Here is a 25,387-nt window from a genome sequence, read left to right on the forward strand (position 1 = left end):
GCCCCGACCCCGCCGGGCCCGGCCTACTCGTCGGTACGCTGCCGGACGTCGTGATCGTGGAGCTGTTCGCCGACCCGCCGGACATCTACCTCTACCCGGAGGAGGCGGACCGGGTGAAGCGGGCGGTCGACAAGCGCCGGCGAGAATTCGCCACCGTCAGGCTGTGCGCCCGCACGGCATTGGCCCGGCTCGGGATGCCGCCCGGCCCGATCCTCCCTGGCCCCGCCGGGGCGCCCGCCTGGCCCGAGGGCGTCGCGGGCAGCATGACCCACTGCCCCGGCTACCGGGCGGCAGCGGTCGCCAGGACCGCGTCGGTCGCCGCCGTCGGGATCGACGCCGAACCGAACTCCGGGCTGCCCAGGGGCGTCGAGCGGATGGTGGCCTCGCCCGGGGAGCGGCGCACGCTGGACCGCCTCACCCTGTCCCACCCGGCCGTGGCCTGGGACAGGCTGCTGTTCAGCGCGAAGGAGAGCACGTACAAGACCTGCTTCCCGCTCATGGGTCAGCTGCTGGATTTCAGCGACTGCACCATCACCCCCGATCCGGAGCGGGGCACCTTCATCAGCTCGCTGCACGTTCCGGGCCCGGTGGTCGGCGGGCGCCGGGTGAACACCTTCACCGGGCACTGGCGAACCGTCGTCCGGGAAGGCGTCGAGTACGTGGCGACGGGGATCGTCGTACCGGCCGCACCCGCATCCGCGGCGTCCGGTAACCGATGACGGCAAGCCGGATTCCGGCCACCTCGGATGGGTGGCCGAAATACACGAGAGCCGAGCACATTCCGTCGGCGGGCTGCGTAGGAATTCAGCCAAAAAAAACTCATCGAGCCCCGCGCGGGGGCCCCGCACGGGGCTGCCGGAGCAATGGCCGGAACTCGATCACATCGTTGGAGGGCCCATCGTGCCCCAGTAGGGTGATCGACATGCTGCAAGAAGTAAAAGGAACGCAATATTTGACGGCCCTGCGCGAGGGCGGTTCGCTTCCCGGTATCGTCGAGGCCGATAATGACGGTACTTATGTCGTGAAGTTCCGGGGAGCCGGCCAGGGAAGCGCGGCCCTCGTCGCCGAGATCGTGGTCGGCGAGCTCGGCCGGCACCTGGGCATCCGGGTCCCCGACCTGGTCCTCCTCGACGTGGACGTCGAACTGGCCCGCCGCGAGCCGGACCAGGAGGTGCAACAGCTCCTCCAGGCCAGTACCGGCCCCAATCTGGCCATGGACTTCCTGCCCGGCTCGGTCGGCTACGACGGAATCGCCTGGCGGGCGCCGGCGGAGGAGGCCGCCCGCATCTACTGGCTGGACGCCCTGACGGCCAATGTCGACCGCACCTGGTCCAACCCCAACCTCCTCATCTGGCACCGCCAGTTGTGGGCGATCGACCACGGTGCGGCGCTGATCTTCCAGCACTCGTGGCCGTCGGTGGAGGGCTGGGCCGACCGGGACTACGGATTGGGCTCCCACGTCCTGTCCGAGCGGGTCTCCACGCTGGCGCCCCCGGTCCTCGACGCCCTCGACGCCGAGCTGGCCGCCCTCGTGACGCCGCAGGCGCTGGAGCGGATCCTCGGACTCGTGCCCGACGATTTCCTGGTCACCATGAACTCGGCGAACGGCGCGGATCCGCAAACCCTGCGCGAACGCTACTGCGAATACCTGCTGGCCCGTCTCGCGGGCCGGCGCGCCTGGTGGCCGGAGGCGGCGGCATGAGCACTCACCTCTCCCCCTCCCTCGGTTTCGACTACGCGCTGCTGCAAGCCGTTCCCCGCGTGGACCGCGGAGAGCGGATCAACGTCGGCGCGCTGCTCTACTGCAAGCAAGCCGACTTCCTGGCGGCCGAGATCCACATCGACGCCGCACGCCTGCGCGCCCTGGACCCCGAGGTCGACCTGACCGGTGTCACCGACGCACTCGAAGCGATCCGCGCCATCTGCGCGGGCGACCCGAAGGCCGGCCAGGCCGGCGCCGGCACGCTGCGCTCGCGGTTCGGCTGGCTGACGGCCCCGCGCAGCGCGGTCGTCCAGACCGGACCGGTGCACGGCGGCCTCACGGCCGACCCGACGGCCGAACTGGCGCGGCTGATGAACCGTCTGGTGCGCTGAGCGGCCGTCCTCCCGCACCACCGCCCATCCCCGTGCCGAGGACGCCACATGCAGGACATCACCGATGCCGTCGTGAGCGGGGAAGGGGTGCGGGAGGACTTCGCCGCGCCCGCCCTCCCCGAGGCCTAGCGGGCCGTCACCTTGCACGGAACCGAGACGGACCTGTTCGCGGGGCTCACCACCCGCGACAAGGACCCGCGCACGTCGGTGCACCTGGACGAGGTTCCGGTGGCCGAACTCGCCCCGGGGAGGTCTTGGTGACCGTCATGGCCTCCTCGGTCGACTACAACACCGTCCGGTCGGCCCTCTTCGAACCGCTGCCGACCTTCGGCTTCCCGGAGCGCTACGGCAGGCTCAGCGAGCTCACCAAGCGCCACGACCTGCCGTACCACGCCCCCCGGGGGTGGTCGCCTCCACCGCGTACCGCCGGCTGAGGGCCGCAACCTGCACCACGGCAAGGGGGGGGATCCTCGCGCCGGTCCCCGAGGAGTGCCTCGGCGTCCGCGACCCCGAGATGCGCGCCCGGCACCGCGAGGCCATCAACCGCTTCCGGGTACCGGCACGGGCGTCCGCCTGACCCCACCGGCTCGGCCACGGGCTGCCACCACGCCTTCGGGCACTGGTGGCAGCCCGTTCGCATGCGCGTCCCGCTGCGCGACCGTCCCTGCCTGAATGCGTTTCAGATACAGCTCCGCACTGGGATACAGTCTTGTATCTGGGAAGCGCGTCAAGGAGGCGATCACCATCACCAAGCGACTCACCCGGCAGCAGAGTCGGCAGGTCACCCGCGAGCAGATCCTTCAGTCGGCGGCCGCACTGTTCGCCGGACAAGGAGTCAGCGGAACCTCGGTGGAACAGATCGTCGAGGCCGCCGGCTACACCCGGGGCGCCTTCTACGGCAACTTCGAGGGCAAGCACGAGCTCGTCCTCGCCCTGCTCGAACAGCGCACGCAGCACGAGCTGGAAGAGATCCAGGCGATGAGCCGCGAGGCGGCCACCTTCGAGGAAATGCTCGACCACCTCCGCTCCTGGCACCGCCGGCGCGACGAGAACCTCGCCAGCTGGCTGGCCCTGCGCACCGAACTCTGGCTCTACGGACTGCGCGACCCGGACCTGCTGCCCGTACTGGCGGACCGCGAGCGCCGTTCCCGGAAGGCGATCGCCCAGTCGCTGGAGCAGGGCTTCACCGCGCGCGGCGTGACCACGCCGGCCCCCGTGGAGCTGCTGGCCCTGATCGTGCACGCACTGAACGACGGGCTGTCCATCCAGCGCGTGCTCTCCCCCGCCGACAGCGGAATGGACTCCGTCGTGGACGTGGTGGAGCTCCTGATGAAGTCCTGGACCGCACTCGCCCGCAGCACCGCAACCGCTGCCGAACCCACCGCGGCACCCACCGCCGAACCCCCGACCGAGAACCTGGAGAAGAACCCATGAACAAGGCAGGGCAGGCAGAAAAGCCGGCGACCGCCGGCCCACCTGCCACCCCCGACGCGCCCGAGCCCGACCCGAAGCGGTGGCTCGCGCTGACCGTCCTGCTGGTCGCCACTTTCATGGACCTGCTCGACGCCAACATCATCACCGTGGCGATCCCGAGCATCCAACGCGACCTCGGCGCCTCGACCGTCGCCATCCAGGCGATGACGGCCGGCTACACCCTGAGCTTCGCCGTCCTGCTGATCACCGGCGGCCGGCTCGGTGACATCTTCGGCCGCAAGCGGATGTTCCTCATCGGCGTCAGCGGTTTCGTCCTCGCGTCCGCCATGTGCGCCGCCGCGCCCAGCACCGAATTACTCGTCGTCGCCCGCGCGCTCCAGGGGCTCACCGCCGCGATCATGGTGCCCCAGGTGCTCGCGCTCATCCACGTCTCCTTCGCTCCCCAGGAGATCGGCCGCGTCGTCAGCCTCTACGCGAGCATGGTCGGCCTGGCCATCGTCTCCGGTCCCCTCATCGGCGGCGCCCTGATCAGCTGGAGCCCACTCGACCTCGGCTGGCGCAGCATCTTCGTGGTGAACCTGCCCGTCGGCGTGGTGGCCCTGATCGGCGCCACGAAGTGGATGCGGGAATCGAGCTCCCCCCACGCGAAGCGCCTGGACATCATCGGCATGCTGCTGGTGATCCTGGGGCTGCTGCTGCTCATGGTGCCACTGACCCTCGGCCGCGAACTCGACTGGCCGCTCTGGAGCATCGTCTCGCTCGTCGCCGCCGGCCCCGTCCTCGTGCTGTTCGTGGTCTACGAACGACACAAGACCCGCAAGGACGGCTCGCCCCTGGTGACGCTGTCCCTGTTCAAGGTCCGCGCGTTCGGCGCCGGCATCGGCGTGCAGCTCCTCTTCAGCGCCATCCCCGCCGGCTTCTTCCTCAGCTGGACCCTCTACCTCCAGGCCGGCCTCGGCTGGTCGGCGCTGCACACGGGCCTGACGGCGATCCCGTTCTCCCTGTGCGTGCCGGTCGTCGGCGGTCTCGCCGTCCGCAAGTTCTCCCCGCTCTACGGTCGTTACTGCCTGCTCGCGGGGGCCGTCCTGATGTTCGCGGGCATCGTCTCCTACGCCTGGGCGGCCGGCCACTTCGGTACGGACATCACCTCCTGGCACGCGGTCCCCTCCATGCTCCTGATCGGCTCCGGCATGGGTCTGCTCATGCCCCCGCTCACGGCGCTGGTCCTCAGGGAGGTCAAGCCGCAGGAGGCCGGCGCCGCCTCCGGCATCATCAATGCCACCGGCCAGCTCGGCGCCGCGCTCGGCGTGGCGGTCATCGGCAGCCTCTTCTTCGCGGCGCTCGCGGGCAACGCCGGCCCGCAGGCCGAACGGGTCGCCCCCACCGTGCAGTCGGTGTCGCCCCAGCAGGCCGCTGACCTCCAGGACTGCGCGACCGAGGCACTCGGCCAGGACGATCTGGCCAAGGTGCCGATCACGTGCTCCGACCTGGTGGAGGGCGCCGACGGCGGCACCCGGGATACGATCAGTGGCGCGCTCGGCGAGATCCGCGCGAAGACGTTCGTGTCCACCTACAGCGAGACGCTGTACTGGGCGGCCGGTGGCCTCGTCCCGGTCACCGCCCTCGTGCTGCTCCTGCCGCACCACCGGGTCCGGCGGGAGGAAATGGCCTAGTGCGCGGCGTCTCTGACGAACAGTCGTACCCGAGAACCAGATCTGGAGACCTCCCCTCATGAGCAGCAGTACGACCTACCAGGTCCTCACCCGGGGCAAGTTCGCGCCCCTCGACGAGGAGCAGCGCGCGTCGTTGCTCGCCCAGGTCGACGACCACGGCGTGCTCAGCGCCCGGTTCACCGAAGAAGGCACGGTGCACTACGAGCGCGGACTGCACGGGTTCACCTTCCGCGTGCTGATCCCCGCGACCGACGACGACACCGAGGAGCTCGTCCTGTCCCAGGCCGAGGAGCTCGCCGTGGCGGCCGTCGCCAAGCTCGGCGCCGGATGCCTCGACCTCAAGTCGGTGTCCACCGACCTGGCCAGCATCAAGATCAAGCGGAAGGGGCGCTGACCCGAAGGTCCCGGCCGGTACGGCGCACGGGCGCCGCGCCCGGCCCGCACCGGCAGGAACGCGGAACACTCTGATGACACCTGACGAATTCACCCTCGCGATGTCCGACCCGACACTGCGCCGCGTCTTCTCCGCGGTCGCGCTCGGCTCGTCCACCTCGTCCGAGATCCTCACGGCCGCGGGGCTCGACACCCCGGTGGCGGCCAAGGCCATCGGGCAGCTGACCCGGACGGGGCTGCTCGTGCCCGAGGGGCGCGGCCGCCTCGTCGTCAACGAAGGCGCCCTGGAGGAGGCGGGGCGGACCGCCGCCCGACGCCGGGAGGAGGAGGCCGCCGCCGAGCAGCCCGACGCCCGGCTGCGCGACTTCGTACGCGACCGGGTGCTGGTGGGTCTGCCCGAGGAGGCCGACCACGAGGCGCGGCGCACTGTGCTGCGGCACGTGGGGGAGGCCACCTTCACCCCGGGCGAGGAGTACGACGAGCGCACGGTGACGGAGCGTCTGGAGCCGTGGTGTGAGAGCGGTGTCCTGGACGCCGTGTCACTGCGCCGGGCTCTCGTCGACCTCGGGGTGCTGCGCCGGGAGTCGGGGCTGTACGGCCTCACCGCCGCTCCGGTCACCGCCGCCTGACACCGATGGGCCCCCGTCCGGCTGGACGGGGGCCCATCGGTCTGCGCTCGTCTCCTAGGCGGGGGTGGCCGGGCCCGCCGCCACGGGTGCCGGCCGGGGCCGGCGTACAGCCTCCAGTACGGCGGCCTGGTACGGCGTGAGGGGGCTCGCCCGCTCCTGCGGAAACAGCGCGGCCCAGTTCGGCTCCCGCCCGCAGGCGTACAGGGTCCCGAGCGAGACGAGCATGGAGCGGACCTCGGCCCGCCGTCTGCCGGAGGGCAGCAGCCATCCCTGCCGTTCCTCGTGTTCGAGGGTCTGGCGCACCGGGCTCAGCAGTACCGGATGGGCGCTGACCTCGAGGAACACCTCGTGTCCGGCGGCGCCCAGATGCTCCACCGCGGCCGCGAACCGTACCGGTTCCCGCAAGTTGCGCATCCAGTACGCGGCTCCGAGCCCGGCACCCTGCACCGGTTCGGCCGTCACGGTCGAGTACATCGGCAGGCGGGTAGGGGCCGGCTCCAGGGTGTGCAGGGCGGCGTACAGGTCCTCGCGCAGCTCCTCCACGTAGTGGCTGTGCGAGGCGACCGTCCCCTTGATCACCCGGCAGTAGACGTCCCGTGCCTCCAGCTCGCCGACGAGCGCGGCGAGCGAGTGCGAGTCGCCCGCCAGGACGGTGGAGCGGGGGCTGTTCTCCCCCGCGACGCTGATCCCGCCGCCGCTGGCCTCGGCCACCGCCCGCGCCTCGGCGGGTGAGAGTTCCGTCGTGGCCAGCGCTCCCTTGCCGGAGATCCGGCGCAGCAGCGCGCTGCGCCGGCAGGCGACCATCAAGGCTTCGCGCAGGGTCAGTCCGCCGGCCGTGTGGGCAGCGGCGATCTCCCCCATGCTGTGCCCGACGACCGCGTCGGGCGTGATCCCCCAGCTGCGCCAGAGCGCCGTCAGGGCGATCTGCAAGGAGACCATCGTCGGCTGGAGGACGTCCAGTTCGTCCAGCCGGGCCTCGTCGGCCGGCAGCTTCAGCTGCTCGACGACGGAGAAGCCGGCGAACTCGAGCACCAGTCGGTCGCAGTGGTGCATGACCTCGCGGAACACCGTTTGCTGTGCGAGGAGTTCGCGGCCCATCCCGTACCACTGGGCCCCCTGTCCCGCGAAGACGAACACCAGCCCGGGGCGGCGGGCCGTGACCTCCGCCGGGACCCGCCCCGCCTCGCCCGCGCAGGCCTCTTCGAGCTGCCTGCGCAGGTCGTCGTACGAGTCGACGGCGAACGCGATCCGGTGGGCGCCGGTCGTGTCCGTCGCCGCCTCGTGGCAGTACCGGGCGAGCGAGGGCAGGTCGCGTCCGGCACGGATCCTGTCGATGTGGGCGTACAGCAGGACCTGCAGCAGGTCCTCGGTGCCGGCTGCGACGGCGAACAGCCGTGGACTCATGCCTCCCCCTTTCGGTTGCGGCCCGGGCGGCGGGTCATCGGCGGACGGCGATCCGGTGGCGGTAGCTCTCCATCGGCAGGCCGCTCATCCACGGCACGATGCCCAGCTTGCTGAGCGCCTTGATGGCGGGCGGCGGCTGGTAGCCCGCGAACATGCCGCCGAACATGAGGATCTGGCTGTGCGCGGCGATCTGGCGCACCAGCGGGTTCATGCGCTGCTTGCCGAGGGTGGTGCGGAAGTGGCTGCCGGGTGCCATACGGCGGCGGACGGCCGCGCGGACCCGGTCCGAGATGTCGTGGTCGGCCGTCCATTCCAGACCCTGGGTCCCCTCCGCCGTGCGGCGCATCGTTTCCGTGCGCTGCCGGGTGTAGACGTCGATGTGGCTGAGGTAGCCGCCGGGGCGCAGCACGCGTGCGGCCTCGGAGAGGAACCTGCCGAGGTCGGGGTAGGTGTGGGAGCTCTCGATGTTGACCAGCACGTCCACGGAGCCGTCCTCGAAGGGCAGGTCCTCCGCGTCACCGTGGACGTAGGTGAGAGCGTCGCCCCGGGACAGGGTGGCCGTGGCCCGTGCGACGGCCTTCGGTGAGAGGTCCAGACCGGTCATGCGGGCGCCGGGGGCGACGCGGGAGAGGAGGTTGAGGCCCTCCCCCATGCCGCAGCCGACTTCCAGGACGTGGCGTCCGGCGTAGTCGTCGAGGTCGATGGGGAGGTCGCGCAGGGCGAGGAAGTAGAGCTGCTCGCTGAAGCCGTCGGTCCAGGGCTCGCCGAAGCCGGGCACGCGGGCGCGGATCTCCTCGGCTAGGGCGGGGTCGTGCATGCCCCAGTTCCACAGGGCCCCGTGGCCGGAGAGGGTGGCGGCCATGTCGTAGATGGTGGCGCTGGCGGACTTCATGCCGGCGGCGTTCTCGCCGCGGCGGGCCGTGCCGGACTCGTCGAGGTTGATGTCCGCGAGACCGCTGGTGAAGGCGGTCATGACGTCAGGGGTGGCACTCATGTGGGTCTCCGGTGAGCAGGGTGGGTGGTCAGGAGCTGACGGTGTCGCCGCGCACCAGACCGAATCCTTCGGGTACGTCGGCGGGGTCGGTGCCGGTCGTGACGGGTCGGTTGTCGGCGTCCACGAACACCACGCTCGGTTGGTACGAGCGGGCTTGCTCCTCGCTCATGGAGGCGTAGGAGATGATGATGACGAGGTCGCCGGGGTCGATGAGGTGGGCCGCGGCGCCGTTGATGCCGATGACCCCGCTGTCTGCCTCGCCCTCGATGACGTAGGTGCTGAGGCGGGCCCCGTTGTCGATGTCGACGATGTCGACCTTTTCGCCGGGCAACAGGTTCGCAGCGGCCATCAGAGTGGAGTCGATGGTGACGGAGCCCACGTAGTGCAGGTCCGCCTGGGTCACCGTCGCACGGTGGATCTTGGATTTGAACATCTCTCGGTACAGCACGTTCTCTCCGTTCACCAGGTCACCGGTAGCTCGTGGACGCCGTAGATGATCATGTCCGGGCGGGTGCGGACCTCGGCGGCGGGGATTCCGAGGCGCAGCCCCGGGAAGCGTCCGAACAGGGCTTCGAAAGCGACCCGCAGTTCCAGCCGGGCGAGTTGCTGGCCCACGCACTGGTGGACGCCGTGCCCGAACGCGAGGTGCGGTACGGGCTCGCGGGTCACGTCGAGCGCGTCCGGCCGGGCGCAGAGCGACGGATCCCGGTTGGCGGCCGCGAAGGAGAGCGAGACCGCGTCCCCGGCCGCCATCCGGTGTCCCTCGAACTCCAGGTCCTCGCCCGCCGCGCGGATGCCGCCCGCGTGGACGACCGTGAGGTAGCGCAGCAGTTCCTCGACCGCCCTCTCGGCCAGGGACGTGTCGGCGGCCAGCGCGGCCGCCTGCTCGGGGTGCTCCAGCAGGGCGAAGGTGCCGAGGGCGATCATGTTCGCGCTGGTGTCGTATCCGGCGGTCAGCAGCACGCTGCCGACCGTGACGAGTTCCTCGTCCGTGAGCCGGCCCTCGGTGACGAGGGTGGCGAGCAGGTCGTCCGCCGGTTCGGCGCGCTTCGCCTCGACCAGAGCGCGCAGCAGGCCGGTGATGGTGTGCCAGCCGGCGATGGCGTCCTCGGCGCTGGAGTGCACTGCGAAGAGGGCCTTGATGGCCCGGGCGAACGCCGGGCGTTGTGACAGCGGCACGCCCAGGAGCTCGCAGATGGCCGACGCTGCCATGGGCTCCGCGAACCCCGCCACCAGGTCGACCGGGCCCTCGCCCTTGCCCCCGGCCATGGCGTCCAGGTGACTGCCGGCGAGCTCCGCCAGCCGGGGTTCGAGGGTCCGGGTGCGGCGCGCCGAGAACCACGCGGCCACCGCCCGGCGGTAGCGCGTGTGCTCCGGCGGGTCCATCGCCGTGAACATGCCCGGGGCCGGCTCGGTGCGCTCCGTCGCCATGGGCAGCGGGATGGGCGAGCGCAGCGCGTCCCCCCGGGAGCTCAGCCGGCGGTCGGCCAGCAGCCTGCGGACCTGGGGGTAGCCGGTGACCAGCCAGCCCACGTGCCCGTCCGGGAACTCCATGCGGGCGACGGGGTGGCCCGCGCGGAGCACGCCCAGTTCGGGTGCGGGGTCGAAGGGGCACCGGCCCCGGGTCATCGGCAGACCCGGGACCGTGGGAAGGCCGTCGGTCATCGCACCTCGTTTTCCGGGGACAGGCGGACGGGAAGGCGCTGCATCGAGAGCAGGTAGCGCGGTTCGATCTCCTGCGGGTCGACGGCCAGCGACAGGTCGGGGAACCGCTTGAACAGTGCGGTCAGGGCGACCTCCCCCTCGATCAGGGCGAGGCTGGCGCCCAGGCAGTAGTGCGCGCCCCGGCCGAAGCCCAGGTGCGGGTTCTGCTCGCGGGTGACGTCGAGGCGTCCGGGCTCCTCGAAGACCTCGGGGTCCCGGTTCGCGGCGGCCAGCACCACCTGGATGGCCTCTCCCGGCTGCACCTTCACTCCGCCGATCTCGACGGGCTCGGTGGCGAAGCGCCGGAAGGTGTGCTTCACCGGCGCGGTGTGGCGCACGAGTTCGGCGATGGCCCGGCTGCCGAGGGAGGGGTCGTTCTTCAGCAGCTCCAGCTGATCGGGGTGCTGGAGCAGGGTGAAGACCCCGAGCGCGACGAGGTTGCGGACGGTCTCGTGACCGGCCTGTACGAGGACCATCGCCAGGGCGGTCAGCTCGTCGTCGGTCAGCCGGTCGCTGTCCTCCTCGTGGACCTGCACGAGTTCGGAGATCAGGTCGTCGCGAGGTTCGGCCTGGCGGGCGGCGATCAGTTCCCGGGTCACCCGGGCCATGCCCCGTACGGCCGGGGCGAACTGCTCGGGGTTCGGGCGCAGGGCCTGGGCGAGGGTCTCGCTCCACTCGCGCCACTGCTCGCGGTACTCCTCGTCGACACCGAGGAGTTCACAGATGACGATGATGGCCAGCGGGTGCGCGTAGTCCGCGATCAGGTCGGGCTCGGGCTTGTATGCGAGGCCGTCCAGCAGGCGCTCCGCCACGCGTTCGACGGCCGGGGTCAGGGCCAGCATCCGCCGGGCGGACAGGGCCCGGGTGACGAGGCGGCGGACCCTCATGTGGTCTTCGCCGTCCATGGTCAGCAGGGTCGAGTCGAACATGTCGACGATGTCCTCGGGGATGCCCCGGCTGAGCATGCTCTCGCGGTGGGAGTCGCCCGGCGGACGGCTGCGCAGGGTCGGCTCGCCGAGCACCGTCTTGACGTCGTGGTGTCCGGTGACCACCCAGACGTCGCTGCCGTCGGCGAACTTCCCGCGGCAGACGGGCCGGGGCCCGCCGAGCCAGCGCTCCCCCGCCTTCGGGTCGGTGATGAACTTCGGGTCGGACAGATCGAACTCGCTGGTCAAGTGGTCCGATTCGGCGCTGAGTTCCGGTGTGGGGGTCTCGGTCATGCGGTCTGCCTCGCTCGTTACTGAGGATGTCGGTCGGGCGGGTGGTGCTGTGTGTCGTGGTCGCGCCGCCCCTGCGAAGGTCAGGAGCTGCGTCCTGGGAGCCCGCCGCCCACGACCTCGGCGGCCTCGGCCATCAGGCGCTCGGCGAGCACGTCGGCGTGCCGGTCCCGCCACGCATGCAGCGGTGTGCCGGCCAGCCACCGGTTGCAGGCGCCGAGGGCCGGTCCGCAGGGGATCTGGTAGTCGGCGACGCGGCCCGGCGTACCCTCGATCGCCCAGGTGGCCGCCTGGGCGCAGTACCAGCGAAAGACAAGCGCCATGCGCCGCTTGGGGTCGAGGGCGGACTCGACGGAATTGCCGAGACGGGCGAGGATCTCCTCGAAGGAGGCCCCCAGGTAGTCGCGCTCCACCTTGGCGCGCACCGCGGCGGGTACAGCTTCCCACGAGTCGTGGTTGCGCCACAGGTCGTGGAGCTTTCCCGCACGGGCGTGGAACAGCACGCCCCTGCGCAACACCCTTGCCTTGCCGCCGAGTTCGAAGAGGTCTCCGTAGGGCGCGAAGGCGGTGTCGTGGACATCGGCCTCCTGGAGGAGGTCCTTGGCCGCCGCGCTGGTCCCGCTCTCGGCGGTGCACGCGTTGATGGAGCCGGTGAGGACGAAGTCGGCGCCGAGGACGAAGGAGGCCGCCGCCGACTCGGGGGCTCCGATGCCGCCCCCGGCCCCGACGCGCACGGCCCCCGCCACTGGGCCGAGCTCCGCGCGCAGTCCGCGCAGCGCGGGCAGCAGCGCCCACAGGGTCGCCATGTCCGAGTGGTCCCCGGCATCCCCCACCGCGCAGACGTCGTCGGCCAGCGCGACGCGCGCGCCCGCCTCTGCCTCCTCGGCGGTGAGCAGCCCTTCCGCCACCAGCCGGCCCACCAGCGCGGCGGGCGGTGGCTCCAGGAACAGGCGGGCGGCGTCCGGCCGGGTCACCTTCGCCAGGATCTTGCGGGGCACGTGCACGGTGCCGTCCGCCAGCACCCGGGCGCCGGTCAGCCGGTGCCGTACGAGGGCGGGAGTGGCCTCGACGTGGGTGGAGGCTTCCACGAACCGGACGTCGTCCCGGATCAGTACGTCGACCAGCTCGGACTCGGCCCGCGGGTCGAACGGGTCGTGCGTGACGTTGACCCCGAACGGCGCCCCGGCCGGGACGCGTGCGCGGATCGCGGCGACCGCCGAGGCCACGTCCCGGGCCGCCAGCCCCGAGGCGCCGTAGTAGGAGAGCAGTCCGGCCCCGGCCATCCGGGCGACGAGGTCGACGGAGCCGATGCCCTGCCGCATCCCTCCGGCGACGTAGGCGAGGCGGACGCCGTAGTCACGCCGGAAGTCCTCCGATCCGAGCGACGCGGCCGAGGCCGTCGCGGGGCGTACGCGGGCGACCGGCGCGGGCTCGGTACGGACCGGCTCGGACCGCTGGGGCGCGGCGGCGGGCCCGGCTGGGGGGAGGGGGGTCGCCTCGTTCCGGATCCGGTCGATGAGCTTGGTCAGCACCTGCCCCGGACCGAGCTCGCGCACGCGGAAGTCGCCCTGGCCCATCAGGAGCCGGATGCTGTCGGTCCAGCGCACGGGTGAGGCGATCTGCCGTCGCAGGGTGGCGGCCACCTCTTCCGCCGCGTAGGGCCGTCCGTCCACGTTGGCGATCACCGGGATCTTCGGCGGTGCGAAGGCGGTGGCGTCCAGCAGCCGGCCGAACTCCTCGGCGGCGGCGGCCATGTACCGGCTGTGGAAGGGCGCGCTGACGTTCAGCGGCGCGCACCGCGCCCCGGCCGCCTTCAGCGCGGGCAGCGCCCGGGTGACCGAGTCCGCGGGACCGGCGATCACGGTCTGGGTGGGGGCGTTGTAGTTGGCGATGTCAAGGTCGGAGAGGTCCTCGTCGCGCAGGACCTGCTCCACGAGCGCGGCGTCGACGTACGAGACGGCGGCCATCGTGCCACCCGTGACCTGCCCCATGAGGCGGCCGCGCTCGGCGACCAGCCGCAGGCCCGTCTCGAAGTCGTACACGCCGGCGGCGAAGAGGGCGGAGAACTCGCCCAGGCTGTGCCCGAGGACGTAATCGGGCAGGCGCCCGCCCTCGCCCACGGCTGCCAGCCAGGTGAGGGAGTTGACCACGTACAGCGCCGGCTGGGTGTAACGGGTGTTGCGCAGGTTGCGGCCAGGGTCCTCCAGGCACAGCTCCCGGACGGAATAGCCGAGGACGGCGTCGGCGCGGGCGACGAGGTCGGGGAAGCGGTCGAACACCTCCCGGCCCATGCCCTTGGCCTGCGCGCCCTGCCCGGGGAAGACGTGGACGTCGAGCGTCGGTGCGGCGGCGGACCGGTGCGCGGCGGTCGCTGCGGGAGCGCTCACGGGGTTCACCTCGATTCTTGCGGGGGTGGCGGCGAGGCGGGGGCGCGCGTCGAGGACGGCCCGGTACAGCACCTCGTCGCGGGCGTACGGGGACAGCAGGGGGAGCACGCGGGATCCGCTGCCCTCCGGCAACGCGGCGCGCACCAGGTTGGCCATGGACCCGGAGGGCCCCAGGTCGAGGAAGAGCAGGTCGTCCCGTTCCAGGAGCGGGCCCAGCGCCAGGGTCAGGTCGAAGGGTTCGCGGAGCACCCGCCACAGGTGTGCGGGGTCGGGCATCCGCACGGTGGTGCCGGTGGTGCCGGAGATCAGCGGGATCGTGGCCGGCTTCATGGTGAGGGCGCCGATCAGGTCCTTGAACACGCCCTCGACCGGGTCGATCAGGGGCGAGTGGAAGGGGAACAGGACGGGCAGCCGCTGGCAGAGCGTGCCGGTGGCGTGGAAGTGTCGTTCGATCCGGTCCAGGACCCCGGCGGTGCCGGCCAGGACGAAGTTCTCCGGTGAGTTCACGGCGGCGACGTGCGCCCCCGCGAGGGCCGGGTCGCGGTCGGCGAGTCCCGGGTCGGCCAGGACCGCGAGCATTCCGCCCCGCGGGCACTCGGCCTCGAAGACGTCGACCTGGTGCAGCAGGGAGCGCAGGCACTCGTCCGGGTCGACGGCGCCCGCGACGGCCGCCGCCGCGACCTCCCCGAGGCTGGCGCCGAGCACCGCTCCGGGTTCGAACCCGTGGGTCCGGAGCATCCGCGCCAGCGCGTACTCGACCATGAAGATGGCCGGCTGGGTGAGGGAGAACTGCGTCATCGGGTGCTCGGGGCCGCGGCCGGCGCCGTGGATCGCCTCGATGACCGAATCGCCGCGCACCTCGCGGACCGTCGCGTCCAGGGAGTCGAGGGCTTCACGGAAGGCGACGTCGGCCCCGTAGAGCCACTTACCCATGCCGTGGTACTGGGAGCCCTGCCCCGCGAACAGGAAGACCGGCGTGAGCATCAGGAGGCACGCAGGGAGGATTCGAACACCTTGTGCTGTGTGGGCAGTTGCCCGACCGACTCCACGACGAAGCCGGCCTCCTCCAGGGCCCGCCGCATGGCGGGCTCGTCCAGTCCGGTAGTGCCCTCGTCGCAGGCCACGGCCTGGAACATCGCCCGCCAGCCGTCGATGTCGTTCTCCACCAGCGGCTCCACGACCAGCAGCCGGGCGTCCGCGGAGCTTTCGGCCATGGCAGTGGCGACGGTGCGCAGGATCCGGACGCAGTTCTCGTACGTCCAGTCGTGCAGCACGTTCTTCAGCAGGTAACGGTCGGCTGCGGCGGGGAGCTCGACGAAGAAGTCGCTCGGGGTGAAGTCGATGCGGTCGAGCACGTCCTCCTGCGCGACGCGCTCCAGGGCCGTGCGGCCCCTGGCGCAGACGCTGGCCCGGTCGGCGACGGTCCCGCGCAGGCCCGGGTGGGCGGCCAGCAGGCCGGGGAGCAGGCCGCCGCTTCCCCCGCCCACGTCGACGACCGTCTTCACGGCACTGAAGTCGTGCAGGCCGAGCAGGCACTGGGCCACCGGCGTCGCCAGGTCGACCATGCCCTTGTCGAACAGGTCCGCCGTCTCCGGGTGGGTCTCCAGGTAGCCGTAGAGGGACTCCCCGAACACCTCCTGGAAGCCGGACCTGCCCGTCTTCACGGTGTGCATCAGGCCGGCGAAGGCGTCGTCGTACAGCTCGGCGGCGAGGATGGCGAAGTGGCGCTGGGTGAAGGGGTGGTCCGCGCGCAGCGGCGCGTAGGCCTCGGTCAGCCGGAACTCCTCCCCGTCGCGCTCCAGGACTCCCGGCACGGTGAGCATCTGGAGGAGGCGGTGGAGGATGGCGGGGTCGGTCCCGGTGCGCCCGGCGAGTTCGGCCGAGGTCATGGATCCGCCGTCGAGGATGTCGGCTATCTCCAGTCGGGCGGCGACCGCGAGGGCCCGGGCGAACCAGCCGCTGACGGCGAGCTTGAGGATTTCCATGAGAGCGTCTCTTTCGGTTCCGTCAGGCGAGCCGGCGCAGCCGGTCGGCCAGGGCGGCTGGAGTGGGGGTCTCGAACACGTCGGTCAGCGCGAGCCGGACACCGGTGATGTCCTTGATCCGCTGGGCGAGGGCAACGGCCAGCAGCGAGTGCCCGCCGTTGGCGAAGAAGTGCGCGCCGGCGTCGAGGTCGCTTCGGTCGAGCAGTTCGGCGAACAGGCCGACGACGGTGGCCGTCAGGTCGTCCTGGGCACCGGCATCGCCGCCGTGGCCGCCGACGGCCGGACCGGAGTGCCGGGCCGCCTGTTCGGCGAGGGCCAGGTGGTCGACCTTGTCGCTGCCGGTACGGGGGAAGGCGTCCACGGCGATGAACCGGTGCGGGACGACCGAGCGCGGGAGCTGCCCGTGCGCGTGGTCCCACAGTTCGTCCACGGCCTCGGGGCGGCCCGGGACCCGGACGAAGGCGGCCAGGTAGCCGTCCGCCCCGGGATCGCCGACGACCACGACGGCCGCCGCCTCGACGTCGGGGTGGGCGAGCAGGACCGCCTCGATCTCGGCGGGTTCGATCCGGTTGCCGCGCAGCTTGATCTGCCGGTCCATCCGGCCGAACAGGTCGATCCTGCCGTCGGTCCGCCAGCGGGCCACATCTCCCGAGCGGTGGAAGCGCCCGTACTCGGCGTTCTCCGCGAAGCGTTCCGCGGTCAGGTCGGGACGCTCGTGGTAGCCGGAGGCGACGCCGACGCCCGCGACGCACAGCTCTCCGCGGAGGCCGACGGGGAGCGGCCGGCCGTACGCATCGGCGATGAAGATCCGGGTGTTGGCGACGGGCGAGCCGACGTCCACCCTTCCGCCGTGGGCGGCCGGTACGCGGCCGGCCGTCGCCCAGATCGTGCTCTCGGTGGGTCCGTAGACGTTCCACAGTTCGGCACCGGCGTCGAGCAGCCGGGTGGCCAGTTCGGCGGGCAGGGGTTCGCCGCCGGTGAGGAGGACGCGTCCGGCCGCCACGTCTGCTGCCTCGTGGGCGACGAGCCGCCACGTCGTGGGGGTCGCCTGCAGCAGGCCGATGTCATGGGCGGTGACGGCGGCCGCCAGCAGGGTGCCGTCCGTGCGCGCCTCGTCCGGGAGCACCACCGTGTGGCCGCCGTGGAGCAGCGGCATCATCAGTTCGAGCGAGGAGGTGTCGAAGCTGTACGTGCTGAGCCAGCCGGTGGGGCGCGTGGAGCCGGCCACGCCGAAGCGTTCGGCGTAGTCGACGATGTGGTTGACGAGGCTGCCGTGCCGGATCGGGATGCCCTTGGGCTTGCCGGTCGAGCCGGAGGTGTGGATCACGTACGCGAGGGCGTCGGGGTCGGCCTTCACCGCCGCCTCGTCCACCGGCACCTGGGGCGCCGTGTCCCAGTCGGTGGCGGGCACGACGGCGTGGCCGGGCGGGGCGGTGATTCCGGGGCCGACGATGACGACGCGGGCTCGCGTGTCGTCGAGCTGGTAGGTCAGGCGCTCCACGGGGTGGTGGGGGTCGAGCGGCAGGTAGGCCGCGCCCGCGAGCCAGGTGCCGAACACCGAGGCGGCCAGCGCTGCGCCGCGCGGCAGGAGAAGCGCGACGACGTCGCCGGGGCGTACGCCGGCCTCGGCCAGCCGGGCGGCCGTGTCGACGGCCGCGGACCACAGGGCACCGTATGTGGCCGTGCGGTCGCCCTCCCGTACGGCCACGGCCGTGGGGTCGGCGGCGGCGCGGCGGGCGAAGCCGGAGAGCACCGACGGCAGGCCGATCGCGCGGTCCGTGGCGTTGGCGGCGTCGATGATCTCGTGGTCGCGGGCCGACCATGAGGGCAGGGAGGCGATCGGAGTGTCCGCGCCGCTACCCAGCGCGACCAGCAGGGCGTCGTAGCGTTGGACCATCAGTTCGACGTCCGACCGGTCCAGCACCCCGGTGTAGAACGCGGCGCGGACCGTGGCGGTCTGCGGGTTGGCCGAGACGAAGAATTCGAGGTCGAACTGGCTGAAGCCGTTCTCGACGACGAGGAGTTCGGCCTCGGCACCGGCGAGGGTGAAGGTGCGCTGGTCCTCGACGAAGGGGACGTAGTTGAAGACGTGCTTGAACAGGGCGTTGCGCCAGCCGGAGCCGTCGCGTTCGACCATGTCGAGCACGTCGTCGGTCGGTACGTCCTTGTGCGCCATCGCCTCCATGAACGTCCGCCTGGTCAGGGCCGTGAGGTCCCGGAAGGTGGCGTCACGGTCGAGCAGCAGGCGCAGGACGACGAGGTTGCTGTGGTAGCCGACCGCGTCCACCGCCTCGCGGGGGCGGGTGTTGACCGGCGAGCCGATGGTGAGGTCGGGTCCGGCGCCGTGCGCGGCGAGGAGCACCGCGTACGCGGTGAGCAGGACGACGGACTCCGGGGCCCGCAGCTCGCGCTGGAGGCGGCGCACGACGTCGTGGGCCTCGGGCGACAGGACGTGGGTGACCTCGTCGCCCCGGAGGGTGGTGACGGGCTGGTCGCGCTGTTCGCAGAGGAGTTCCAGTCCCGAGGAGCGGAAGCCGGCCATGCGCTCCTGCCAGTAGCCCAGGCTCTCGGGGGACGGGGCGGGCTCGCGCAGGGCGGGCACCTCGGCGGGGGCCGGGTGGCCGCCCTCCAGGGCCGCCTCGTAGAAGGTGACGAACTCGGCGCGCAGGATGGCCGTCGACTGCACGTCCGACACGGCGTGGTGGAGGGCCAGGCACAGCACGTCGGCGTCCGGCCCGTGCAGCAGCAGGGCGCGTACGAGGGAGCTGCCGTCCGGGGTGAAGGGGCGGGCCACGAAGGCCGTCAGGACGACGTGTTCGTCCTGCGCGCCACCGTGGTGCTCCGCCTCCTCCAGCCCGACGGCGAGGGACGGCACGACGGCTTTGGTCAGCTCGGCGCCGGCGCGGTGGTAGACGGTGCGCAGCACCTCGAAGCGCTCTGTCAGGAGCCGCAGGGCGTGCGCGGTGGCGGCGGCGTCGAGGCGGCCCCGTACGCGCAGGGCCAGTGACAGGTTGTTGGCGCCGCTGCCGGGGACCAGCTCGTCGAGGAGCCAGAGGGTGGTCTCCTTGCGGCTCGCCGGTACGCGCCCGGCCGTGGGACCGGTGCCGTCCTGGGCCGGGGCGTCGGCGCTCACGCGTGCTCCCCCGGCCGGCCTGCCAGGACTCCGGCCACGGCTTCGGCGACGGCGGGGGTGCGCAGCAGGTCCCGGTGCTCGACCTCGAAACGCCGCTCGTCCGCGACCTCGATGGGGGCGACGCCGGGCGTGGTGCGCATCCGGTTCAGTCCGCTGGTCGCACTGGCGGACGTGACGACCGTGGCCCCCTGCCAGCCGGGACGCGGGTCGAGACCGGCGGCGGTGGCCAGGTAGGACATGAACGAGCCGACCAGCTGGACCAGTTCGCCGGTGTAGTCCTCGTCGAGTCCGGCCCGCCGAAGCGCCGTGGTGCCGATCGGGCGGAAGGCCGCGTACAGGCCGGCGGCGAAGGCGGCCGGAGCGATGTCGGGCTGCCCGGCGAGCCGCTCGGCGGCGCCGGACAGCTCGGCTATCTCATCCGGGGTCAGAACGGTGGTCATGTTGCCCACGACCCGGCCGAACTGGAGGTGGACGGTGGGCACGTCGACCAGTTCGGGGTCGAACAGCACGACACGGGGGGCGGTCGCCTGCCGTACGCCGATCTTCTCGGCGAGCACGCCGGCGAAGACGGAGCCCGCGCAGTAGCCGAGCACGGCGCGGACCGTGCGACCGGAGGCGGCCACCTCGGAGAGCCAGGGCTCCAGATAGCTGTCGTCCAGGGCATCGGTCTCGGGGTCGCGGACCGGGGCGACGGTCTGCCACAGGTCGCAGTCCAGCTTCAGACCGGGCGCCAGATCGGCGAATCCGCCCTCGTTCCTCCCCGTCACCGGGAAATCGGCCGCGAGCACGATATCGGTGTCGGTGGCGGCGTCGGATCCTGCATCCGAGACGATATTCCACACGGTGGGGCTGGGCATATCAAGATCCCCCGAAAGTAAAAGTTTCATCGATTTGTTTTCTCGACCATCTCCGGCCAGACCAGGCCAGATCCTAGGGTCGTCAACCGACCCTGTCCACAAACAATGGATCATGAACCGCCCGCGGGTCGGCGGGGGGAACTCCGAACTGCGAGGGAATCAGGTCGAGTGATTTCAGACAAGAAGGAAGGAGTTTCCGCCAAGCCGGGTCACCCCCCGGCCCCATTTTCAGGAAGTTTCATAGGACACTCACCGCTTCGAGCTGGCGGGGACCTACCTGGAAGGCTGACAGCAGCCCCCGGAGAGAACTTCCCGAATGTCCCGGATTGCCATGTGACCGCCACCATACGAGACAGCTTCCGGCGAAAATCCCGGTCCGGATCCTCTGCCGGGCCGGACGATCCCGCCGGGCCCGTCCAGCGGCGGAAGTCGAGGGCCTCGGCCGGCGGCGCATCCCGCCCGGCGACGCGCAACACCCGGATCAGGCCGGCGCCGCGACTCGCGGAGACGTCGTCGTCGTGCCGGCGCTGCGCGCTCCCCGAAGGCGCCGCAATTCCCGTCAGGAAGCAGATGATGCCCTCCGCCTCAGCTTGACGGTGCACGACCGGGGTAGGCGCCAGCCGTGTCCGGCGGCTTGCCCGGGCACGGATCCAAGGAGCAATTCCATGATTCTCATCCTCGGACTCATCATTCTGATCGCCGCCATCGTGGTCGGCGTGGCCGGAATATTCGGCAATGCCGGGGCGGCCCACCATCTCGGCACCGGCGGCGATTTCTCGATTTTCGGCTACCACACCACGGGTTCGACAGGATCCCTCTTCCTGAGCGGAATCATCGTCGGAGCCGTAGCCCTCCTGGGCCTGACCCTGGTCATGATCGGCGCACGTCGTTCGGCCCGCCGCTCCACCCACGCCCGACTCGGCACGTCCCGCCGTGAGGCCCGGGCCGGCGACGCCGTCGACCGCGAGCGCGACCCCGGCCGCGACGATCTGGCCAGGCAACAGGAGACCGTGCCCGCCGAGACCAGTGCTCCGGTGAGGGACTCCTCCCGCAGCCGGGGCCACTGGTTCGGCCACCGGGCCGCGCACCGCTGACACCCGCAGGCGGGCGGCCGGCAGGGGCCACAGGCACGGACGCGGCTGCGTGCTCGTCGAGGGGCAGGCGTTCAGGCACGGACGCGGGGGCCGACTGCTTACTCATGGGCCGATACGGAAGCCGCCGTGCCGGGAGCGGTTCAGTAATAACCCGGTCAGATAACCCACCTCACCCGGAAACTCGATAGGACACACGACAGCCTCGCCCGGACAGGGAGCCCCCGTGACATTCACCCATGGAGAACTGCTCTGGGCAGCAACCCGCATGCTCGCCTACCTGGCCGGAACACTCCTGCTCTGTGCAATCGTGATCATCATCGCAGTGGCCCTCATGGTCACCGTCAAGGAACACGTCAAATCCCGGCGCCGGTGAAGGCCGGCCACCCCGGAACGCGGGTCTGCCGGTCGCCGGTGAGTACGCGTACTCATGCCTGCGCGCGGCAGACTCGACATGATGCGGCCACACAGGCCCCAGCGCCTCCGCTGCCTCCACTGGATCCCGCAGGGCCCGCCTTGCCGCCGAGGCACCGCACCGGCTCCCCGGCATAGTCCGTGTCCGACCCCGGGATTTGCGCGGCCATCGTCGACCGCCTTACCTTCGGCGGGGTGCCGGTAAGAACGGTGTCACCAGCCGCAAACGGCGAGGATCACGTGCGCCGAGGTGCGGCGGGGTCGCGTTCGGCGACGTGCCGGGCGACCGAGTCGACGCCCGGCCGCGCGTATCGCTCCAAGGAGCGGACGGAGGCGTGGCGGGAGCGGGCGAGCAGCATCGGGGTGGAGGTGCCCTCCTCGGCGTCGTGGGTGAGGGCGCTGTGGCGGAGCCGGTGCAGCGTGAAGCCGTCCAGGTCCTCGATGTCCTCGGGTGAGGCGAGCGGGTTGGCCAGCAGTCGGGTGTTCTCCTCGAAGATCTCTTCGCCCCGGCGGTAGGAGAGCCGGGCCCGGCTCGTTTCCGGGCAGACGTCGAGCGTCGGTGTTCCGGCGGGGGCCTTGCGGTCGGTGAGGAACAGGGGGCCGCGGGTGCGGCGGGCGATGAGGCGGGGCAGGAGCTGGGCGGTGCCGGACTGCCAGTGAATCCACTCGGTCGCGCCGCCCTCGGCGGTGATCTTCCCGCGTTTGTCCTGCGGGTACAGGTCTTCCACGTTCAGGCACACCACCTCATCTGCCCGTGCGGCGCTTTCATAGAGGAGCTTCCAGAACGTCTTCTCCCTGAGCCCGACGTCCAGGCGCCACAGGGCGGCGATCTGGTTCTCGGCCAGGGCCTTGGTTCGGTCGGGTGGTGCCGGCCGACGCTCGATGCCGATCGTCGGGTCTCCGACGATCCAGCCCTGGCGCTGCCACCAGCCGATGGCCTTGCGGGCGATGGACAGTTCCCGGTTGACGGTGTCGGCGTCCATCTCGTCCGCCCGCGCCGCCGCCAGCTCGGCCAGCACCTCCGGCAGGGCCGGGTCGTCGAGCGCGGTGACGGGGAAGACGGGCGGCTTCGCGCCCCGGCGGGCGGGTCCGGTCGGCGCCGGTTCGCCGGCGAGCATCCACCCCCACGTCGTCAGCGAGATCCGGTAGATCCGCGCGGAGGACTTCGCGATGCCCGCGCCGGTGAGGTACCGCTCGACCGCCGCGGTGTACGACGAGGGTGGGGCGGACAGGGGCACCACCCGGGCGCGCGGCAGCCGGAGCGCGCCCCCGCTCCCGAGTTAGGTCACCGGATCGACCGTCACGCTCGCCCTGCCCTTCCAGATCTGCCGCAGTAAATGCGTACACCTCGCCCCGGCGGCCGAAATACCCCGCCACAGGTCGCAGTGACCACCGTAGGGGTTCTGTCGCAGTAAATCCGGCGTTTACTGCGGCAGGCCACTGGCGAGCCGTCAGGCGGTGGAAGAAGGTGACAGTGCCTCAGGGACTGCTCCTTTCAGGGATGGCAACGCCTACCCGAGATCCACCGCCCGACCGGTAACGGCGAAGCCATCAGCTCTTCAGCAGCCTGTCTGCCTCGTTGACGAGGTCGGCGAGGTACGAGCCCGCCGTCGGCGACTGCCGAGCCAGGGCTGCCGACTGGCCGGCCCACAGGTTCACGTACTCGGGCCGGCCCTGAGCCCCCGCAGCCCGGCGGATCGGCTGCATCAGGGCGTTCTGTACGGGATACGGCGGTACGTGGTCCTCGTGGGCTGCCATGTCGCGGACGAAGCTGTTCGGGATGCCCCTGGCTGTGCGGCCCGAGAACAGACGGGTCAAGACCGTCGTGCGGGCCTCGGGGGTGCCGAGAGCCGCCTTATGGACCGCGCTCGCTCCCGACTCCTGGCAGGCGAGGAAGCCGGTGCCGATCTGGACCGCGTCCGCGCCGAGAGCGAGGGCTGCGGTGACACCGCGGCCGTCGGCGATCCCGCCCGCGGCGATCACAGGCACCGTGACCACATCCGCCACCTGCGGGACCAGAGAGAACGTGCCCACCAGGGACTCCCGCACGGGCCTCAGGAACGCTCCCCGGTGGCCGCCCGCGTCGCTGCCGGAGGCGACGATCGCGTCCACGCCCGAGGCCTCCAGGGCGATGGCCTCGTCGACGGTCGTCGCGGTACCGATCAGCGCGATGCCGAGCCGCCGCGTCTCCTCGACCAGACGTCGGGGCGGTGGCCCCATCACGAGGCTGATGACCGGCGGGGCGGCGGCGAGCAGGGCATCGACCTGCGCGTCGAAGTCCGGCCCGGCGGCCACGTCTGCGGCGGTGGGGGCGTGGATGCCGAGTTCCTCGTAGTACGGCCGCAGCCGCGCCACATGAGTGGACAGGTCCGTCTCGGACGGCTGGAGTTCGGATTCACCATCGAGCGGAACCCACAGGTTCACCGCGAACGGCCGGTCCGTGCCCGCTTCCAGCCGTGCTACCAGGTCCCCGATCTCCTCCGGGAAGAGGATGTGGGCCCCGTACGAGCCGAGCCCGCCGCCCTCCGACACCGCCACGGCCAGCTCGACGGAGGAAAGTCCGCCGCCGAACGGTCCTTGGATGACAGGCAGTTCGATGCCGAGAAGCTCGCCGAGACGTCCCGGTCTCATCGGGTCACCGCCGAGGCGAGCTCGGCCTCACGACCCAGGGCCTGACGAAACGCAGCCCGTGCGACGCGCTCTCCCAGGTGCCGGGCCGTGCGCAGGTCGGCCGTGCCGGGTGCATGTTCCGGACCGAGGTCGGAGGGCGACTGGGCCATGGCGCCGACGAAGCCGCCGAGCCGGTTGAGGTCCTCAGGGCTGCCGTTGGAGGAGTAGATCCAGCCCGGCGGCAGACCCAGCGGCACCCAGGTCATGCCGTGCTGGGCGGCGAACACGGTCATCGACAGCAGGGCGTTGTCCTTGTTGCCGTTGACCCCGGCGGAGTTGGTGAAGCCGGCTGCAAGCTTGTCCTGCCAGCCCCGCTCGGCCCAGACCGGCGCGCTCGCCTCAGCGAAGCGCTGGAAGACCGCAGAGGTCGAGCCCATGTAGGTGGGGGAACCGAAGACGATCGCCTCGGCCGCACCGAGGGCGGTCCACAGGCTCTCGTCCAGGACCGACACGTCCCGCAGATCGGCGCGGACGCCGGGCACGCAGTCCGCGCCCTCGGCGACGGCGGCGGCCTGACGGGCGGTGTGCCCGTACCCGCTGTGATGGGCGATGGCGACGGTGATCGGGGGTGCAGCCATGGGGAGGCCTCCTAGAGCGCGGCGAGCCGGTTGCCTGCCGATCTTCCGAACACTAGACGACCGGTCAACTAAAAATCCACTCCAGGAACCCTCCGGATAGTTGACCGCCCGTATAGTGACCGTCATGGGACGCACCAGCACGGCACGCACAAGGCTCCTTGCAGCCACCGGCGAACTCATGCGCAGCCACGGCTACAACAGTCTCGGCATCGCCGAGATCTGCGCCCACGCCGAGGTGAAGAAGGGCAGCTTCTACCACTTCTTCGAGTCCAAGCAGGCCCTCACCGTCGAGGTCGTCGACGCCTACTGGCAGGGCGAGCGAAGCTGCTGGGTCGGGGAGCTGTCCGTCCCCGCGCCCGCCCTCGACCGGCTGCGCCGGCTGCTCGACGCCATGACTGCTGTCCAGCGGCGGATGAAAGAAGACTCCGGCACGGTCGACGGCTGCCTCCTGGGCAACCTCGCCCTGGAGCTAAGCACCCGGGAACCGGACATCCAGGCCCGTCTGAAGGAGATCTTCGACGAACAGATCCAACTGGTCGCCACCGTTCTCACGGACGCGGCAGCCGAGGGCGCAATCCCGACAGACCGGGCTTCGATGTCGACCGCCCGGGCCCTCGTCGCCCAGCTGGAGGGCATGGTTCTCTTCGCCAAGCTCAAGAACGACCCCGCGGTGCTCGACGACCTCTGGCCTCACACACTGATGCTGCTCGGTGCCTGACTTAGGGGCTGT

At 71.4% G+C, this 25,387-nt stretch carries 22 protein-coding genes and 1 pseudogene; 11 read left to right on the forward strand and 12 right to left on the reverse strand.

Annotated elements, in window-relative coordinates; translation table 11 throughout:
• The first annotated feature begins 50 nt into the window (after positions 1 to 50).
• From AMK16_RS27820 to AMK16_RS27855, 8 genes and pseudogenes are all read left to right on the forward strand, one after another.
• Positions 51 to 719, forward strand: coding sequence for a 4'-phosphopantetheinyl transferase family protein (locus AMK16_RS27820; RefSeq protein WP_242438959.1), 669 nt, complete (start codon positions 51 to 53; stop codon positions 717 to 719).
• A 203-nt stretch (positions 720 to 922) separates the two neighbouring features.
• Positions 923 to 1,702, forward strand: a complete 780-nt coding sequence (locus tag AMK16_RS27825; RefSeq protein WP_073920090.1) for a HipA family kinase — start codon at positions 923 to 925, stop codon at positions 1,700 to 1,702.
• Positions 1,699 to 2,094: a DUF3037 domain-containing protein gene (locus tag AMK16_RS27830; RefSeq protein ID WP_073920091.1), complete on the forward strand. Its 396-nt coding sequence runs from the start codon at positions 1,699 to 1,701 to the stop codon at positions 2,092 to 2,094. Before AMK16_RS27825 ends, AMK16_RS27830 begins: the two co-directional genes overlap by 4 nt.
• Positions 2,095 to 2,142: 48 nt before the next feature.
• Positions 2,143 to 2,486 (forward strand): annotated as a pseudogene (locus tag AMK16_RS27835) (crotonyl-CoA carboxylase/reductase); the annotation flags it as partial.
• Positions 2,487 to 2,766: 280 nt separating this feature from the next.
• Entirely contained in the window at positions 2,767 to 3,528 is a 762-nt protein-coding gene (locus tag AMK16_RS27840; RefSeq protein ID WP_073920092.1) for a TetR/AcrR family transcriptional regulator, read from the forward strand.
• A complete protein-coding gene (locus AMK16_RS27845; RefSeq protein ID WP_073920093.1) occupies positions 3,525 to 5,201 on the forward strand; it encodes an MFS transporter in 1,677 nt (558 codons plus the stop codon). The genes AMK16_RS27840 and AMK16_RS27845 overlap by 4 nt, the downstream gene beginning before the upstream one ends.
• Before the next feature lie 58 nt (positions 5,202 to 5,259).
• The gene (locus AMK16_RS27850; RefSeq protein WP_073920094.1) at positions 5,260 to 5,595 is read left to right on the forward strand and encodes a DUF6204 family protein; all 336 of its coding nucleotides are present in this window, start codon (positions 5,260 to 5,262) and stop codon (positions 5,593 to 5,595) included.
• A 73-nt stretch (positions 5,596 to 5,668) separates the two neighbouring features.
• Entirely contained in the window at positions 5,669 to 6,223 is a 555-nt protein-coding gene (locus AMK16_RS27855; protein ID WP_073920095.1) for a DUF2087 domain-containing protein, read from the forward strand.
• Between the two features lie 54 nt (positions 6,224 to 6,277).
• On the opposite strand, the gene AMK16_RS27860 is transcribed toward AMK16_RS27855, so the two are convergent.
• The 9 genes from AMK16_RS27860 to AMK16_RS27900 all read right to left on the reverse strand — a co-directional run bounded on the left by AMK16_RS27860 (position 6,278) and on the right by AMK16_RS27900 (position 19,904).
• Positions 6,278 to 7,627, reverse strand: a complete 1,350-nt coding sequence (locus AMK16_RS27860) for an acyltransferase domain-containing protein (RefSeq protein WP_073920096.1) — start codon at positions 7,625 to 7,627, stop codon at positions 6,278 to 6,280.
• A 34-nt stretch (positions 7,628 to 7,661) separates the two neighbouring features.
• Entirely contained in the window at positions 7,662 to 8,621 is a 960-nt protein-coding gene (locus AMK16_RS27865; RefSeq protein ID WP_073920097.1) for a class I SAM-dependent methyltransferase, read from the reverse strand.
• A gap of 28 nt (positions 8,622 to 8,649) precedes the next feature.
• A complete protein-coding gene (gene panD / locus AMK16_RS27870) occupies positions 8,650 to 9,066 on the reverse strand; it encodes an aspartate 1-decarboxylase (protein ID WP_073920179.1) in 417 nt (138 codons plus the stop codon).
• Between the two features lie 14 nt (positions 9,067 to 9,080).
• Positions 9,081 to 10,286, reverse strand: coding sequence for a cytochrome P450 (locus AMK16_RS27875; protein WP_073920098.1), 1,206 nt, complete (start codon positions 10,284 to 10,286; stop codon positions 9,081 to 9,083).
• Positions 10,283 to 11,545 carry a cytochrome P450 family protein gene (locus tag AMK16_RS27880; RefSeq protein ID WP_073920099.1) on the reverse strand — a complete coding sequence of 421 codons (1,263 nt, stop codon included), beginning with the start codon at positions 11,543 to 11,545 and terminating at the stop codon, positions 10,283 to 10,285. Before AMK16_RS27880 ends, AMK16_RS27875 begins: the two co-directional genes overlap by 4 nt.
• Positions 11,546 to 11,625: 80 nt before the next feature.
• Positions 11,626 to 14,913 carry an ACP S-malonyltransferase gene (fabD, locus tag AMK16_RS27885; protein WP_073920100.1) on the reverse strand — a complete coding sequence of 1,096 codons (3,288 nt, stop codon included), beginning with the start codon at positions 14,911 to 14,913 and terminating at the stop codon, positions 11,626 to 11,628.
• The gene (locus AMK16_RS27890; RefSeq protein WP_073920101.1) at positions 14,913 to 15,914 is read right to left on the reverse strand and encodes a methyltransferase; all 1,002 of its coding nucleotides are present in this window, start codon (positions 15,912 to 15,914) and stop codon (positions 14,913 to 14,915) included. The genes fabD and AMK16_RS27890 overlap by 1 nt, the downstream gene beginning before the upstream one ends.
• Positions 15,915 to 15,936: 22 nt before the next feature.
• Positions 15,937 to 19,047: a non-ribosomal peptide synthetase gene (locus AMK16_RS27895; protein WP_073920102.1), complete on the reverse strand. Its 3,111-nt coding sequence runs from the start codon at positions 19,045 to 19,047 to the stop codon at positions 15,937 to 15,939.
• A complete protein-coding gene (locus AMK16_RS27900; protein ID WP_073920103.1) occupies positions 19,044 to 19,904 on the reverse strand; it encodes a hypothetical protein in 861 nt (286 codons plus the stop codon). The genes AMK16_RS27895 and AMK16_RS27900 overlap by 4 nt, the downstream gene beginning before the upstream one ends.
• A 665-nt stretch (positions 19,905 to 20,569) precedes the next feature.
• Between AMK16_RS27900 and AMK16_RS27905 the strand changes: the two genes are divergently transcribed.
• Together AMK16_RS27905 and AMK16_RS36360 are read left to right on the forward strand one after the other, a co-directional pair.
• Positions 20,570 to 20,998: a hypothetical protein gene (locus AMK16_RS27905; RefSeq protein WP_073920104.1), complete on the forward strand. Its 429-nt coding sequence runs from the start codon at positions 20,570 to 20,572 to the stop codon at positions 20,996 to 20,998.
• 223 nt (positions 20,999 to 21,221) lie between these two features.
• The gene (locus AMK16_RS36360) at positions 21,222 to 21,371 is read left to right on the forward strand and encodes a hypothetical protein (protein WP_158071254.1); all 150 of its coding nucleotides are present in this window, start codon (positions 21,222 to 21,224) and stop codon (positions 21,369 to 21,371) included.
• Positions 21,372 to 21,645: 274 nt separating this feature from the next.
• Here the strand turns inward: AMK16_RS36360 and AMK16_RS37735 are convergent, their stop codons facing one another.
• The 3 genes from AMK16_RS37735 to AMK16_RS27920 all read right to left on the reverse strand — a co-directional run bounded on the left by AMK16_RS37735 (position 21,646) and on the right by AMK16_RS27920 (position 24,657).
• Positions 21,646 to 22,647 carry a tyrosine-type recombinase/integrase gene (locus tag AMK16_RS37735; RefSeq protein WP_079191795.1) on the reverse strand — a complete coding sequence of 334 codons (1,002 nt, stop codon included), beginning with the start codon at positions 22,645 to 22,647 and terminating at the stop codon, positions 21,646 to 21,648.
• A gap of 313 nt (positions 22,648 to 22,960) precedes the next feature.
• Positions 22,961 to 24,040, reverse strand: coding sequence for an NAD(P)H-dependent flavin oxidoreductase (locus AMK16_RS27915; protein WP_073920106.1), 1,080 nt, complete (start codon positions 24,038 to 24,040; stop codon positions 22,961 to 22,963).
• The gene (locus AMK16_RS27920; protein ID WP_073920107.1) at positions 24,037 to 24,657 is read right to left on the reverse strand and encodes a flavodoxin family protein; all 621 of its coding nucleotides are present in this window, start codon (positions 24,655 to 24,657) and stop codon (positions 24,037 to 24,039) included. Before AMK16_RS27920 ends, AMK16_RS27915 begins: the two co-directional genes overlap by 4 nt.
• Before the next feature lie 124 nt (positions 24,658 to 24,781).
• On the opposite strand from AMK16_RS27920, the gene AMK16_RS27925 reads away from it, so the two are divergent.
• Positions 24,782 to 25,375 (forward strand): TetR/AcrR family transcriptional regulator, encoded by a 594-nt coding sequence (locus tag AMK16_RS27925; RefSeq protein ID WP_073920180.1) that lies wholly within the window; start codon positions 24,782 to 24,784, stop codon positions 25,373 to 25,375.
• Positions 25,376 to 25,387: the final 12 nt, after the last annotated feature.

The organism is Streptomyces sp. CB00455, assembly GCF_001905445.1.
In the GTDB taxonomy this organism is placed as follows: Bacteria; Actinomycetota; Actinomycetes; order Streptomycetales; family Streptomycetaceae; genus Streptomyces.